13 protein-coding genes are annotated in these 13120 nt (G+C 47.0%); 3 read left to right on the top strand and 10 right to left on the bottom strand.

Annotated features, from left to right (window positions below):
• Positions 1 to 32: 32 nt before the first annotated feature.
• The 4 genes from hemG to pepQ are packed head-to-tail and all read right to left on the bottom strand — an operon-like array spanning position 33 to position 4001.
• Positions 33 to 557: a menaquinone-dependent protoporphyrinogen IX dehydrogenase gene (gene hemG / locus ACMHKJ_RS18175; protein ID WP_413496150.1), complete on the bottom strand. Its 525-nt coding sequence runs from the start codon at positions 555 to 557 to the stop codon at positions 33 to 35.
• 12 nt (positions 558 to 569) lie between these two features.
• A complete protein-coding gene (trkH, locus tag ACMHKJ_RS18170; protein ID WP_067400741.1) occupies positions 570 to 2021 on the bottom strand; it encodes a Trk system potassium transporter TrkH in 1452 nt (483 codons plus the stop codon).
• Positions 2022 to 2040: 19 nt separating this feature from the next.
• The gene (locus ACMHKJ_RS18165; RefSeq protein WP_413496149.1) at positions 2041 to 2667 is read right to left on the bottom strand and encodes an IMPACT family protein; all 627 of its coding nucleotides are present in this window, start codon (positions 2665 to 2667) and stop codon (positions 2041 to 2043) included.
• Positions 2667 to 4001, bottom strand: coding sequence for a Xaa-Pro dipeptidase (gene pepQ, locus ACMHKJ_RS18160; RefSeq protein WP_413496147.1), 1335 nt, complete (start codon positions 3999 to 4001; stop codon positions 2667 to 2669). The genes ACMHKJ_RS18165 and pepQ overlap by 1 nt, the downstream gene beginning before the upstream one ends.
• Before the next feature lie 298 nt (positions 4002 to 4299).
• Between pepQ and fadB the strand changes: the two genes are divergently transcribed.
• Together fadB and fadA are read left to right on the top strand one after the other, a co-directional pair.
• Positions 4300 to 6477 carry a fatty acid oxidation complex subunit alpha FadB gene (gene fadB, locus ACMHKJ_RS18155; RefSeq protein ID WP_413496145.1) on the top strand — a complete coding sequence of 726 codons (2178 nt, stop codon included), beginning with the start codon at positions 4300 to 4302 and terminating at the stop codon, positions 6475 to 6477.
• Between the two features lie 7 nt (positions 6478 to 6484).
• Positions 6485 to 7651 carry an acetyl-CoA C-acyltransferase FadA gene (gene fadA, locus ACMHKJ_RS18150; protein WP_413496143.1) on the top strand — a complete coding sequence of 389 codons (1167 nt, stop codon included), beginning with the start codon at positions 6485 to 6487 and terminating at the stop codon, positions 7649 to 7651.
• 117 nt (positions 7652 to 7768) lie between these two features.
• Here the strand turns inward: fadA and fre are convergent, their stop codons facing one another.
• The 3 genes from fre to pepE all read right to left on the bottom strand — a co-directional run bounded on the left by fre (position 7769) and on the right by pepE (position 10753).
• Positions 7769 to 8470, bottom strand: coding sequence for an NAD(P)H-flavin reductase (fre, locus tag ACMHKJ_RS18145; protein WP_067365182.1), 702 nt, complete (start codon positions 8468 to 8470; stop codon positions 7769 to 7771).
• A gap of 8 nt (positions 8471 to 8478) precedes the next feature.
• On the bottom strand, positions 8479 to 9951 hold the full coding sequence (ubiD, locus tag ACMHKJ_RS18140; RefSeq protein WP_413496140.1) for a 4-hydroxy-3-polyprenylbenzoate decarboxylase: 1473 nt from the start codon (positions 9949 to 9951) through the stop codon (positions 8479 to 8481).
• Between the two features lie 76 nt (positions 9952 to 10027).
• Positions 10028 to 10753 (bottom strand): dipeptidase PepE, encoded by a 726-nt coding sequence (gene pepE / locus ACMHKJ_RS18135; protein WP_413496138.1) that lies wholly within the window; start codon positions 10751 to 10753, stop codon positions 10028 to 10030.
• A 207-nt stretch (positions 10754 to 10960) separates the two neighbouring features.
• Between pepE and rfaH the strand changes: the two genes are divergently transcribed.
• Positions 10961 to 11452, top strand: coding sequence for a transcription/translation regulatory transformer protein RfaH (gene rfaH / locus ACMHKJ_RS18130; protein WP_413496136.1), 492 nt, complete (start codon positions 10961 to 10963; stop codon positions 11450 to 11452).
• Between the two features lie 76 nt (positions 11453 to 11528).
• On the opposite strand, the gene tatC is transcribed toward rfaH, so the two are convergent.
• The 3 genes from tatC to tatA are packed head-to-tail and all read right to left on the bottom strand — an operon-like array spanning position 11529 to position 13116.
• A complete protein-coding gene (gene tatC, locus ACMHKJ_RS18125) occupies positions 11529 to 12284 on the bottom strand; it encodes a Sec-independent protein translocase subunit TatC (protein ID WP_413496134.1) in 756 nt (251 codons plus the stop codon).
• Positions 12285 to 12306: 22 nt separating this feature from the next.
• On the bottom strand, positions 12307 to 12843 hold the full coding sequence (tatB, locus tag ACMHKJ_RS18120) for a Sec-independent protein translocase protein TatB (RefSeq protein WP_413496132.1): 537 nt from the start codon (positions 12841 to 12843) through the stop codon (positions 12307 to 12309).
• 3 nt (positions 12844 to 12846) lie between these two features.
• Positions 12847 to 13116: a Sec-independent protein translocase subunit TatA gene (gene tatA, locus ACMHKJ_RS18115; protein WP_413496130.1), complete on the bottom strand. Its 270-nt coding sequence runs from the start codon at positions 13114 to 13116 to the stop codon at positions 12847 to 12849.
• Positions 13117 to 13120: the final 4 nt, after the last annotated feature.

Here is a 13120-nt window from a genome sequence, read left to right as displayed (position 1 = left end):
TTGCATTCCGGGCAAAAATACCAGGTTCTGGCTTAAATATGAGCAAACTCAGTTGCAAAGGACTCAACCTGCTCCCAATCTGTATACTCGATTTCTTTCGTAGTATCTGTTTCCCCTTTTGTCATCTTCATTATAAGGCGGATCATTACGCGATCGAGCCAGCGATAACGGGGGTACAGCAGTGCTCCGGCAAATACAGCACTGACTGTCGGTTTCCATGGCGTGGCTTCCAGAAACTTGCGTACATACAGGTTTGTCTGTGGTGTTCGCTTTTCAGGTTTACGCGCTGTCAGATTTACGCCGAAGAATGCTGTTTTCATCTGATTCATTTGTGCAGCATGCAAATTCGCAAACCGGTTCAGAGCACGATTAAAATGTCCGTAACGAATAGATGCACCAACCAGTACCTTTTCATAGGGTATCAGATTCAGTGCATGCCCTTCCTGTAAGGAGCGGACATCGCACTGCATTCCGGCCTTACGCAGATGTAAGGCAATCTGTGTGACAATTTTTTTAGTGTGTCCGTCATGACTGGAGTAAAGCAACAAATACGACATGGAAAAACTCCGTTAATCACGCCAGAAGGTAGGCGTCAGCAAAACAAGTAAGGTAAAGACTTCCAAACGACCGAACAACATTGTCACAACGAGGATCCACTTCCCGGCAGGATTCAGTGTTGTAAAGTTTTCGCCTAATGTGCCAAGACCCGGCCCGAGATTATTCAGCGTAGTCGCAATAGCAGAGAATGCAGAGAACTCATCGACACCCGTTGCAATAAGAAGCAGCATGCTGACAACAAAAACCAGTGCATAGGCTGAAAAAAATCCCCAGACCGCCTCAATAATCCGTTCCGGTAACGCCCTTCTGCCAAGCTTAATAGTATAAACAGCATTCGGATGAACCAGCCGCTTCAGCTCACGCGCCCCTTGCAGGAACAAGAGCATAATACGGATAACTTTCAGCCCGCCGCCGGTTGAACCGGCACATCCCCCGACAAAAGCTGCGCACAGAAGTAACATCGGTAAAAACAACGGCCACTTATAGAAGCTGTCTGTTGAGAACCCGGCAGTCGTCGCCATGGAGACTACCTGGAAAAAAGCCTGGTTGAGGGTTTGCCCCTCCGTAGCATAAACACCGAATCGCCATAAAACCAATGCGCAGATCACGACCAGTACAAACTGAATCGAGATAAACATCCGGAACTCCAGATCCCGCCAGTAAACGCCCAGGCTTCGCCCGGTCAGTACCGCAAAGTGCAGACCATAATTACAACCGGAGATCAGCAAAAAAATAGCAATAATCGTATTAATTGCAGGACTGTCAAAATACCCTATGCTGGCATCATGAGTTGAAAAACCGCCGATTGCGATGGTGGAAAAACTGTGTGAGATCGCATCAAAGACATCCATGCCGGCAAACCACAGCGCAATGGCACAAACGATGGTCAGGAAAACATAGATAAGCCAGAGTGTTTTCGCCGTTTCAGCAATTCTCGGCCGCATTTTGTTGTCTTTCAGCGGGCCGGGCATTTCTGCGCGGTACAACTGCATCCCCCCGACACCTAAAAGCGGCAAAATAGCCACAGCCAGTACAATGATCCCCATCCCGCCAAGCCATTGCAGCATCTGGCGATAAAACAAAATCGCCTTGGGTAAGGTATCCAGCCCGACCAGCGTGGTTGCTCCCGTTGTAGTCAATCCTGAAAACGATTCAAAAAACGCATCTGTCACAGAAAGATTTGGTCGTTCCGAAAATATAAACGGCAGCGCCCCGACACTCCCCAGCACAGTCCAGAAGAGAACAACAATCAGAAAACCTTCTTTCTGTTTTAATTCACTTTTATTATTCCGTGTCGGGATCCAAAGCAGTAACCCGATAATTAATGCTGTCAGAAACGTCTGACTAAACGCTTTACCAGCACCATCTTTATAAATAAGCGCCACGATCCCGGGAATGATCATGGTGACAGAGAACATAATGACAAGTAACCCGACAATACGGGTTATGGCACGAAAATGCATGCAGCAGTGTCCTTAGAAATCAATTTCCGGGAATGTCATCAAGACATGTCAGTTCGAGCATTCCCCGGCTCAGGTCACGTAATTTATCACCAACCTCACTCAGTAAGGTAGCGGGAATCGATATCCGTAACGTTACATCTGCACCGAAATCACTGGCGATGACGGTGCCTTCCACCTGGCGGACCAGCAATTCTATCTGATTAATAAAGCTGTAATCACAGGTTATTTCACATAATACCTGCGGAACTTTTATTTTTGTAATCAATAGCTTTAATGATTGCTGAACACCATTCCCGTATGCACGAACCAGCCCGCCTGTACCCAATTTAATTCCGCCGAAATAGCGGACAACCACCGCGGTAATTTCGCCGATTTCACTACCGAGTAACTGAGCAATAATGGGCTTCCCTGCTGTTCCGGTTGGTTCTCCGTCATCAGAAAAGCCCAGTTTTTGTGAATCATCCGGGCGCCCTGCAACAAATGCCCAGCAATGGTGCCGGGCATCAGGGTACTCATCTTTAACCGACTGAATAAATTGCTTTGCGTCATCCACCCCGTCCGTGTGCTGCAACAGGGTGATAAAACGACTCTTTTTTATTTCTTCAGTAAACATGACCGGCTCGGCCGGGATAAGATACGATTTCATTACGACAGATTCAGATCCCGCGTCATATTTTCCACACTATTGTTATGGATAATAATATTATCTTCAATGCGGATCCCGCCGTATGGCTTAAACATTTCAATACGCCTCCAGTCAAAATGCTGACTGAATACACCTTCCCGCCATGGTGACAATAATGATTCTATAAAATAGAGCCCCGGTTCAATAGTCAATACCATGCGGGGTTCAAGGATACGTGTGCAGCGCAGGAAAGGATACATTTGTGGCGCTGCCAGGTGTTCACCCTGATCATTTTGCATAAATCCGGCGGCATCATGCACCTGTAAACCGAGAGGATGGCCTAAACCGTGAGGTAAAAATGGCGTTGTCACACCTTCACTGACCATAGCCTCTTCAGACATGCCGTTAATAATCTTGTGTTTTTTCAGTAATTTTGCGATGCGGTGATGCATCTGGACATGGTAGTCCGTATAACGGACCCCTGCTTTAATATTACCGATAAGCCCCTGCTGCTCATTATTAAGGTCATGAACCAACTGTGCAAAATCACTATCCGGCTTAGCCGCATAAGTACGGGTTAAATCCGCGGCATAACCATGATATTCCGCACCGGCATCAATTAAGAAACTACGGCGCTCACGCGGGGGACTTTTATTCAGTTTGGTATAATGTAAAACAGCGGCATTTTCATTGATGGCAACAATATTATCGTAAGGAACATCAGTATCACGATGTCCGGTTGCCATCAGATACGCCATATTAATATCAAATTCACTCAGATCGGATAAGAATGCCTCGTGCGCGGCCTGATGACCATTCACTGCCATTTTTTGTGCTTCACGCATGCAAGCCAGTTCATAATCTGTCTTATATGACCGGTGAAACGCAAAATAATCCAGTACCGCTTTCGGGTTAATATTGTTGTCATTGATACCCAGAGATACCGCACGCTCAATATTTGGTCCGATATACGCCGTATGGGTTTTATTCAGTAATGCCAGTTGTTCCGCAATATCTCCGGCATTCTTCAGATGAATAATCTCTACATCATTTGTCCAGAATGATGATGGTAATGCTTCAACACTGTGCCAATAATCAACAGGTGAATAAAACCATACTTTCGGTTTGTTCACGCCATCCGTCCACAGCCAGCAATGAGGGACATCCGTTACCGGCACCCATGCTTTAAAATGTACATTACTTTTAAAAGGATAATCACGGTCATCAAGAAATATTCTCAGTGGTTCACCGGAATGAATCAGTAACGAATCCAGTTTCTCACGCGCGAGAATATCCCGCGTACGTTGTAACAGAGTTGCGATATGCTCACGGTAAAGAGATGCTGGTTTTTCCATGGGAAATGACCTTTTTTCATTATGATAGTGATAAAAGCTTAGCATGATCTCCGTGATCATGGATACGCCGACTATGACACGCCCTGTCAGAGCGTCAATCACTTCGCCCGGATCTTCGGCACATCACGAAAAATTATTGTTCTGTTTCTGTCTGATAAAACATTTAGCGTGATCTTTAGCGCAAAAAAACATCATTTTGTTTGCTTTTATTAACAAAAAAATCACAATTGCCTTGGCTGGTCATACCACATGTTATCTTCATTCTTCCCCGGTAATGATGCTGATTAAGGAGAATCGTATGCTCTATCACAGTGAATCAATTAAGATTAGTTGGGAAAAAGAGGGAATTGCAAAACTTGTTTTTGATGCGCAGGATGCGATAAATAAGCTGGATACCCGTACGATTGCTTCATTAAATGATGCCGTTGCCTGTCTTGAAAAAACAGAACGTCTGAAAGGGCTTATCGTCACCTCATCAAAAGAAAGCTTTATTCTCGGTGCTGATATCACTGAGTTTATTGCGCTGTTTGATGCCACGGAAGAACAACTCGCCACCTGGCTGAATTTTGCTAATCAGTTATTTAACCGCCTGGAAGATCTCCCCATACCAACGGTTTCCGCACTTCGAAAATTTACACTTGGCGGAGGATGCGAATGTGCACTGACCACCGATTATCGCCTGGCAACAGAGGATTTACGCATCGGTCTGCCGGAAACCAAACTCGGCATAATGCCCGGTTTCGGCGGTTCTGTCCGTCTGCCACGACTGATTGGTTGTGATAATGCACTGGAACTCATTACACAGGGAAAAATAGTTACCGCCTCTGAGGCACTGAAACTCGGGCTTATTGACGGTATTGTTCCTGATACAGAGCTTATAGGTAGTGCGCTGACACTACTGGAACAGGCAATTTCCGGTTCTCTGAATTGGAACGTCAGACGTCTGCAAAAAATATCGCCGTTACAGCTCAGTCCGACAGAGCAACAAATGAGTTTTATCCCGGCAAAAGGTCTGATCCGGCAGAAAGCCGGAAAACATTATCCGGCACCGATGGCAGCGGTGAATGCTATTGAAGCAGGTGCAGGAATGTCCCGTGATGGCGCACTTACCTGTGAAGCGGCACACTTTATTCCACTGACAAAAACATTAAGCGCGCGGGCACTGGTTTCTCTTTTTCTGAATGAGCAATACGTAAAAGGGATCACCCGCCGCCTGGTAACCCGGCACGATGCACCAAAACAAGCCGCCGTTATCGGTGCGGGGATCATGGGTGGAGGCATTGCTTATCAGTCAGCCTGTAATGGTATTCCTGCAATATTAAAAGATATTCAGCCGGCAGCGCTCCGGGCAGGCGTTGATGAAGCAACAAAACTACTGGAAAAACAGTGTCAGCAAGGAAAACTGACATTGCCGCAAGCTGCGACGATACGGGCAGCTATCCGTCCTGTTCTGCAATACGACGGGATAAATGAATGCGATATTGTTGTTGAAGCCGTCATTGAAAATATATCCGTCAAACAGCAGGTACTTGCGGAAGTTGAGCGGCAGGTCAGTACTGATTGTATTCTTACATCAAATACATCCTCTATTCCGATAAACAAACTGGCTCAGGTACTGAAACGCCCGGAAAATTTCTGCGGTATGCATTTTTTCAACCCGGTGCCAAAAATGATGCTGGTTGAAGTAATCCGCGGAGAAAAAACATCAGACAGTACCATTGCCGCCGTTGTTCATTACGCCCACAAGATGGGGAAAACACCGGTTGTTGTCGGTGATTGTCCGGGATTTTTTATTAACCGGGTACTTTTCCCGTATCTGAATGCCTTTTCCCGGCTTGTGTCTGATGGCGCTGATATTCAGATAGTTGACCAGATCATGGAACAGGAATTCGGCTGGCCGATGGGACCTGCGCTACTGCTGGATGTTGTCGGGCTGGATACGGCAAGTCATGCACAGAAAGTCATGGCTGAAGGCTATCCGGATCGGATGACAGTATCATCACCGGATGTTATCAGCCTTCTTGCAGACCTGAAGCGACTCGGGCAAAAGAACCATCTCGGGTTTTACCGACATATTGATGACGCTAAAGGACGGCTGCAAAAGCAGCCCGATGAACAGCTTGGCGCTATACTCGCCCCTCTCGGGCGCACTCCCCGTACGTTTTCAGCAGACGATATTATTGACCGTCTGATGATCCCGATGGTGAATGAAGTCGTCCGCTGTTATGAAGAAGGTATTATCAACAGTCCGGCTGAAGCTGATTTAGCGCTGGTTTACGGACTGGGATTCCCGCCGTTCCGGGGAGGTATTTTCCGTTATCTTGATGATACGGGTACGCGGGCATTTTGTGAAAAAGCTGATCGCTTCAGTGCGCTCGGACCGCTCTATTCCGCACCTGACAGTTTGCGGGCACATGCTGCCAGTAACACATCCTATTATCCGCAGCCGGGTAGCAATCCGATTGAGAAACAGTGAGGTTTATATGGAAAAAGTCATGATAGTTGATGGTCTCCGCACCTCAATGGGGCGTTCAAAAAACGGAATTTTCCGGCATGTACGGGCAGAAAACCTCTCCGCTGAGGTGATGAATGCCATCATAAACCGCAATAATATCAATGCAGAAGATATCGATGACATTATCTGGGGCTGTGTACAGCAAACGGGGGAACAAGGTTTTAATATCGCCCGCAATGCTGCATTACTGACCGATATCCCGCAACATGTTCCTGCGGTAACCGTCAACCGACTGTGCGGCTCGTCCATGCAGGCACTGCATGATGCCGCACGGCTGATTCAGACTGGTGACGGCAGATTAGCATTAGCCGGGGGTGTGGAACACATGGGACATATTCCGATGACACAGGGTATCGATTATAATCCCGCCTCGGCAATTCATACGGCTAAAGCCTCCGGCGTTATGGGACTGACAGCCGAAGTTCTGGCACGGCAATTCGCAATAAGCCGACAGGCTCAGGATGAATTTGCACTGCGTTCACATCAGCGGGCTGCGCAGGCTTTCAGAGAACAGAAATTTTCCCGTGAAATTCATCCGGTATCCGGACATAACCCGGCAGGCATTCCAATCGCTGCCGTGCGGGATGAAACCGTCCGCGAAAACAGTAATCTTGCCGAACTCGCTGCACTGCGTCCGGTATTCGACCCGGTAAACGGCAGTGTGACTGCGGGAAATTCATCGGCAATCTCTGATGGTGCATCCGTTATGCTGCTTGCCGGTGAGCACTACGCACAAGAACAGGGATTAACACCCCGTGCAGTTGTCAGATCAATGAGCGTTGTCGGTTGTGAACCGGCGCTGATGGGATATGGTCCGGTTCCGGCGACACATCTTGCGCTGAAAAAAGCCGGACTGACACTGGATGATATTGCTGTCATTGAACTGAATGAAGCCTTTTCCGCACAAGCACTTGCCTGTCTGAAAGGGCTCGGATTAGCAGAAAACTATGATGACAGAGTTAATCTTCACGGCGGTGCTATTGCTCTCGGGCACCCACTGGGCTGCTCCGGTACACGGATTATCACCTCACTGCTGACGGTTATGGAACAACAGGATGCGCAGTTCGGCCTGGCGACCATGTGTATCGGCTTCGGTCAGGGGATAGCGACCGTAATCGAACGACTCCCCGGCTGACAAGCGTGCCGGAAACAAAAACGACCCGCCACAGCACAGTGTGGTGAGTCGTTAAAAATATAAAATTCAGTCATTTTCCCGGCTGTTACTACCGCATTTCCGCTGCCAGGAATTTTTTTAAATAAACTCGAAAGCATCACCAAACAAGCGGTTAATATCAGCAGCACGCTCCTGACAAAAACGCTCACGGGCAATTTTTGCCATTTCAAAACGACCGGCAATATAGATATCTTTTCCTGCCAGCGATCCGAAGTCATCGAGTACCGCACTGAGTACGGTACCGGTTCGTCCCCGCCATGATTCATCAGGCTGTTCAACAACCGGGATGATTTTCAGGTTAGGGTGTGTCTCTGCCAGAGACTGAAGTTCACCGAGATCATAGAGATAGACATGCTCTCTCGCCCCCCAGTAAAACGTAATATCACGCGCAGGATTTTCTTCCAGTGCCGCCAGTAAAACTGAGCGGGTGTAAGAGAAACCGGTTCCGCCTGCCACCAGCAGCATCGGCGCCCGGCTATTTTCGCGAAACCATGCTTTTCCGTGTGGTAAATCGATCGTTACCTGACGGTTATCCAGGATCCTATCCATTACCGCCATGGCATAAAGGTTAAATTCTGATGCGCCAATGTGCAGTTCTATTTCTTTCTGTGATGACGGCGCAGATGCCATAGAAAACGGGCGCTTATCCCGTTCATCCATGACCACCAGTAAATACTGACCGGCTTTAAATGAATAATCACCATCAGGTAATAATTTTATGCGGTATACCGTATCCGTTATAGATTCAACAGAGGTAACTTTGCAGTTTAGCGTTGCCATGTGCTCCCTCAATCATTGAGAATATTCAATTCATCCCATAAAGCGTCAACCCGTTGCCTGACTTCGTCGGTCATCACAATCGGTTTTCCCCACTCACGCGAGCTTTCGCCGGGCCATTTATTTGTTGCATCCAACCCCATTTTTGAGCCCAGCCCTGATACCGGCGAGGCAAAATCAAGATAATCAATCGGGGTATTTTCTATCATGACCGTATCACGCGCCGGATCCATCCGGGTCGTGATCGCCCAAATTACATCATTCCAGTCGCGGGCATTAATATCATCATCGCAGACTATGACAAACTTAGTGTACATAAATTGCCGTAAATACGACCAAACTCCCATCATTACCCGCTTAGCGTGACCCGCATACTGTTTTTTCATGGTCACAACGGCCAGACGATAAGAACATCCTTCCGGCGGCAGATAGAAATCCACAATTTCAGGGAACTGTTTTTGTAAAATAGGCACCAGCACTTCGTTAAGTGCCACACCTAATGTTGCCGGTTCATCCGGCGGGCGCCCAGTGTAGGTCGAGTGATAGATGGGTGAGTCCCGCTGTGTAATATGAGTGACAGTAAAGACCGGAAAATCATCAACTTCATTATAGTAACCCGTATGATCACCATAAGGTCCCTCAGGCGCCATTTCACCGGGTTCAATGTAACCTTCAAGAATGATTTCAGCACCCGCCGGGACTTCCAGATCATTAGAAATACATTTAACCACTTCTGATTTATTACCGCGCAGCAAACCGGCAAAAGCATACTCAGATAATGTATCCGGAACCGGCGTTACCGCACCAAGAATAGTCGCGGGGTCAGCCCCCAATGCCACAGCAACCGGAAAACGCTCACCGGGATGCGCCTGACACCATTCCTGAAAATCCAGCGCGCCACCACGATGAGATAACCAGCGCATAATCAGTTTATTTTTCCCCAGCACCTGCTGGCGGTAAATACCGAGATTCTGCCGCTCTTTAAATGGCCCGCGGGTGACTGTCAGTCCCCAGGTAATCAGCGGTGCAGCGTCATCCGGCCAGCAATGCATAACCGGAATCTTTGTCAGGTCAACATCATCCCCGGTGAACACATTCTCCTGGCAGGGCGCTGAACTCAGGCGTTTGGTCGGCATATTCAGTACCTGCTTAAACTTCGGCAGTTTGTCGATCAAATCCCGGAAACCTTTCGGCGGTTCAGGCTCTTTAAGAAACGCCAGTAATTTCCCGACATCACGCAGTGAATTGATATCCTCTTGCCCCATTCCCATTGCAACCCGCTTCGTCGTTCCGAACAAATTGCAGAGCACCGGCATTGAATACCCTTTAGGATTTTCAAACAGCAAAGCAGGACCACCCGCACGCAGTGTGCGATCCGCAATTTCTGTCATTTCGAGGTAAGGATCGATTTCTGTCCTGATCCGCTTCAGTTCGCCTTGTTTTTCCAGAATGGAGAGAAAATCTCTCAGGTCCCGATATTTCATTGTGTTATCAGCCTGTCCGCAACAGAGTAATGGGCTTCCATTATAGGAATCCCGCACACTGTTACAAGCATGCGAATTACAAACATTTAAATGGTACCCATTCCGTCAGTGCTTCCGTGTCAAATTGCTCAGGAAATGTTTTGTTGTACTGAAAGATTTTAAACCCTTCATTTTTACCGCTGAAATACTGTAATTCATTGCCGGAAATATGCAGACCACTACCTTCACGCAGCGCCACAACAATCTCTTCCGGATTGACGGCACAAAATTCAGCAATACGCTCATCACGGGTTTCACCCATGTGCCCGCTGATAGCCGCATCAATATAGTGAGGATTAATTTGTACAGGGAATAGCCCCAGAGACGGCATAATCACGCTGTTACGTACCGGCATGTCATTCGTGGTTCTGATACTCGGCGTGGCAACATTACACCCGGCACTCCAGCCGATATACGGGATATTTCGCTCACGTACTGCGCGCTGAATCGGCACAACAAGTCCGTTTTCATGCAGCATCTGATTCAGCAGCCAGGTATTTCCGCCGCTGACCAGAATACATTCTGCATTTTCTATCGCCTGAACGGCGGAATCAAAATGTTCGATACAGGTGACATCAATTCCCAGCGCATCGGACAATTCACGGGCGCGCTGGTCATGATCGCCGCGGATAACCGCATAGGCTATCAATATCGCCGAGCGGATCCCACGGGTATCGATCATCGTTTTGATCCGCTCCTGCGCATAACTGAGCCACTGAGGATTACCGGAAAGCTTGCCATTGCTGAGTAAAAAAATGTTCATCAATATTACCTTTATTGTTCTGAATTTATAAATCTGCTACGTATTTTGCCTATCCATTAAATGACACTATTTTATGGTGAAACGCAATTTGTATAAGGATAGAAACTCATATTGATTTATCTTAAAGCATCATTTATTGCATAAATAGTAAAACAAATTTGTTATCATCTTAGCTATATATGTACACCATCTGTGTTGGATATGACAATGAAGGATTGGTATTTATTATACTGCAAACGCGGTCAGCTTCCGCGGGCAATGGAACATTTGCAGCGGCAACAGGTGGAATGTCTGACCCCTATGGCCAATATAGAAAAAGTAGTCCGGGGCAAGCGGATCATTGTGAATGAGCCATTATTTCCGAATTATCTTTTTATCTCTTTTGAGCCGGAAATTATTCATACAACAACAATTAACTCAACTCGCGGTGTTAATCACTTTGTCCGTTTTGGTGCATTACCGGCGGTTGTTCCTGCCTCATTAATTGATGAACTGAAACTTGCTGAATGCATCAATATGTCCGAGCAGGATGTTCCGCAACAGGGCGATATTGTTGAGATAACTGAAGGTATGTTCAAAGGGCTAGAGGCTATTTATCAGGAGCCGGACGGCGAAACCCGTTCTGTTCTTTTACTGACGCTGATAAGTAAAGAGCTGACAAAAAAAGTAGATAACACCAGTTTTGTGAAGAAAGACTGATTTTCCTGTCACTACGGGCAGAAATAAAAAACCACCATAATGAATGGTGGTTTTTTGTTTTACATCGCTGTTTTAGTTACTCTTCAGCTTCTTCATCCTGCGGTGCTGTTTTATTTCTCGGCGCGTAGAAACGGGCAAAGAAAACACCAACCTCAAACAGAAGATACATCGGAATAGCCAGCAGTGTCTGTGAGAACACATCAGGTGGCGTCAGCAGCATTCCGACAACAAACGCACCAACCAGGATATAAGGTCGCTTCTGTTTTAATGATGCAACTGTTGTAGCACCACTCCAGCACAGCAAAATAATCGCAATCGGTACTTCAAAAGAGATCCCGAATGCCATAAAGAGCGCCATGACGAAACTCAGATAGTTATTAATATCTGTCGCAATGATCACATCGGCAGGTGCTGTGGATGTAAAGAATCCGAATGCCAGCGGGAAAACGACAAAGTAAGCAAACGCCATTCCCATGTAGAATAAAACCGTACTAAAAAACAGTAACGGCATTAACAACCGGCGTTCGTGCCGGTACAGTGCCGGTGCAATAAAAGCCCAGACCTGATACAGAATATACGGCGCTGAGATAAAAATAGAGACCATAATGGTCAGTTTTATCGGCGCGAGGAACGGTGATGCAACATCTGTTGCAATCATGCTCGAGCCTTGCGGCAATTTACTTACCAACGGCGATGATACCAGCTGATAGATATCATTTGAGAAATACGCCAGCGCAACAAAAACAACAAACACCGCAATCAGAGCGTTGAGAATGCGCTTGCGTAATTCAATTAAATGAGTGATCAGCGGTTGCGTTTCTTCAACAGCCATAACATGCTTTTACCGTAATCATTTAATGTTTCTGTGAATCTGACGCCGGAGGTACAGATAACGGGGTGTGTTCCGTTTCATTTACCACCGGCGCCGGAGCAACCGGCACTTGCGCATCAGGTATCTTCGTCAGCGTCACCGGAGCCGGACTATCCGCGGATGGTTTGTCAGCAGAAGACAACGGCGCTGAATTAATCGCAGAAAGATCGAGTTCCCTGTCAGCCAGTGCTTCCGGATCAAGCTGTTTTTTCAGAGAATCCACCGGCTCCTGATAAGAGCGGCGCAGTGTATCAGCAACCCCTTTCAACTCATCCATCGATGCCTTCAATTCAGGTGAAATAATAGTACCGGCCTGCTCTTCCATCTTCTTCAGATTATCCTGCAATTCCTGAAGTTTCAGTTCCTGGGTAAGCTCATTCTGCACGTTGGCAGCCATTGAGCGTAAAACACGAACCCAGCCGGCGACTGTTTTCACAGCGACCGGGAGGCGTTCCGGCCCCAGAACAACAAGCCCGATGACCATTACTAAAATCAGTTCACCAAAACCGATGTCAAACACGGGTTATACCTGCTCTTTGTTTTTATTCTCAGACTGTTCAGACGAGTCAGTTTTCTTTTCAGCGATATTTTTTTGTTCAAAATCAGCGTCTTTACTGGCCGTCGTATTTTCTGTTTTGTCTGTTTTGTTCTGATCTTCATCACCAATGGCTTTTTTAAAGCCCTTGATTGAAGCCCCTAAATCAGAACCCAGTGAACGAAGTTTGTTGGTTCCGAACAGGAGAACAACAATTACAGCAATAATTAACAATTGCCAAATATTAATACCAGCCATTAGT

The sequence above is a fragment of the Morganella psychrotolerans genome, from assembly GCF_965118875.1.
GTDB lineage: Bacteria > Pseudomonadota > Gammaproteobacteria > Enterobacterales > Enterobacteriaceae > Morganella > Morganella psychrotolerans_C.
The sequence above is the reverse complement of the archived record's forward strand: the minus strand, read 5'-3'. Positions and strand labels throughout refer to the sequence as shown.

Excerpts from the sequence above, each read along its gene's own strand:
- hemG (WP_413496150.1), bottom strand. The coding sequence starts at position 557 with ATGTCGTATTTGTTGCTTTACTCCAGTCATGACGGACACACTAAAAAA.
- trkH (WP_067400741.1), bottom strand. The coding sequence starts at position 2,021 with ATGCATTTTCGTGCCATAACCCGTATTGTCGGGTTACTTGTCATTATG.
- ACMHKJ_RS18165 (WP_413496149.1), bottom strand. The coding sequence starts at position 2,667 with ATGAAATCGTATCTTATCCCGGCCGAGCCGGTCATGTTTACTGAAGAA.
- pepQ (WP_413496147.1), bottom strand. The coding sequence starts at position 4,001 with ATGGAAAAACCAGCATCTCTTTACCGTGAGCATATCGCAACTCTGTTA.
- fadB (WP_413496145.1), top strand. The coding sequence starts at position 4,300 with ATGCTCTATCACAGTGAATCAATTAAGATTAGTTGGGAAAAAGAGGGA.
- fadA (WP_413496143.1), top strand. The coding sequence starts at position 6,485 with ATGGAAAAAGTCATGATAGTTGATGGTCTCCGCACCTCAATGGGGCGT.
- fre (WP_067365182.1), bottom strand. The coding sequence starts at position 8,470 with ATGGCAACGCTAAACTGCAAAGTTACCTCTGTTGAATCTATAACGGAT.
- ubiD (WP_413496140.1), bottom strand. The coding sequence starts at position 9,951 with ATGAAATATCGGGACCTGAGAGATTTTCTCTCCATTCTGGAAAAACAA.
- pepE (WP_413496138.1), bottom strand. The coding sequence starts at position 10,753 with ATGAACATTTTTTTACTCAGCAATGGCAAGCTTTCCGGTAATCCTCAG.
- rfaH (WP_413496136.1), top strand. The coding sequence starts at position 10,961 with ATGAAGGATTGGTATTTATTATACTGCAAACGCGGTCAGCTTCCGCGG.
- tatC (WP_413496134.1), bottom strand. The coding sequence starts at position 12,284 with ATGGCTGTTGAAGAAACGCAACCGCTGATCACTCATTTAATTGAATTA.
- tatA (WP_413496130.1), bottom strand. The coding sequence starts at position 13,116 with ATGGCTGGTATTAATATTTGGCAATTGTTAATTATTGCTGTAATTGTT.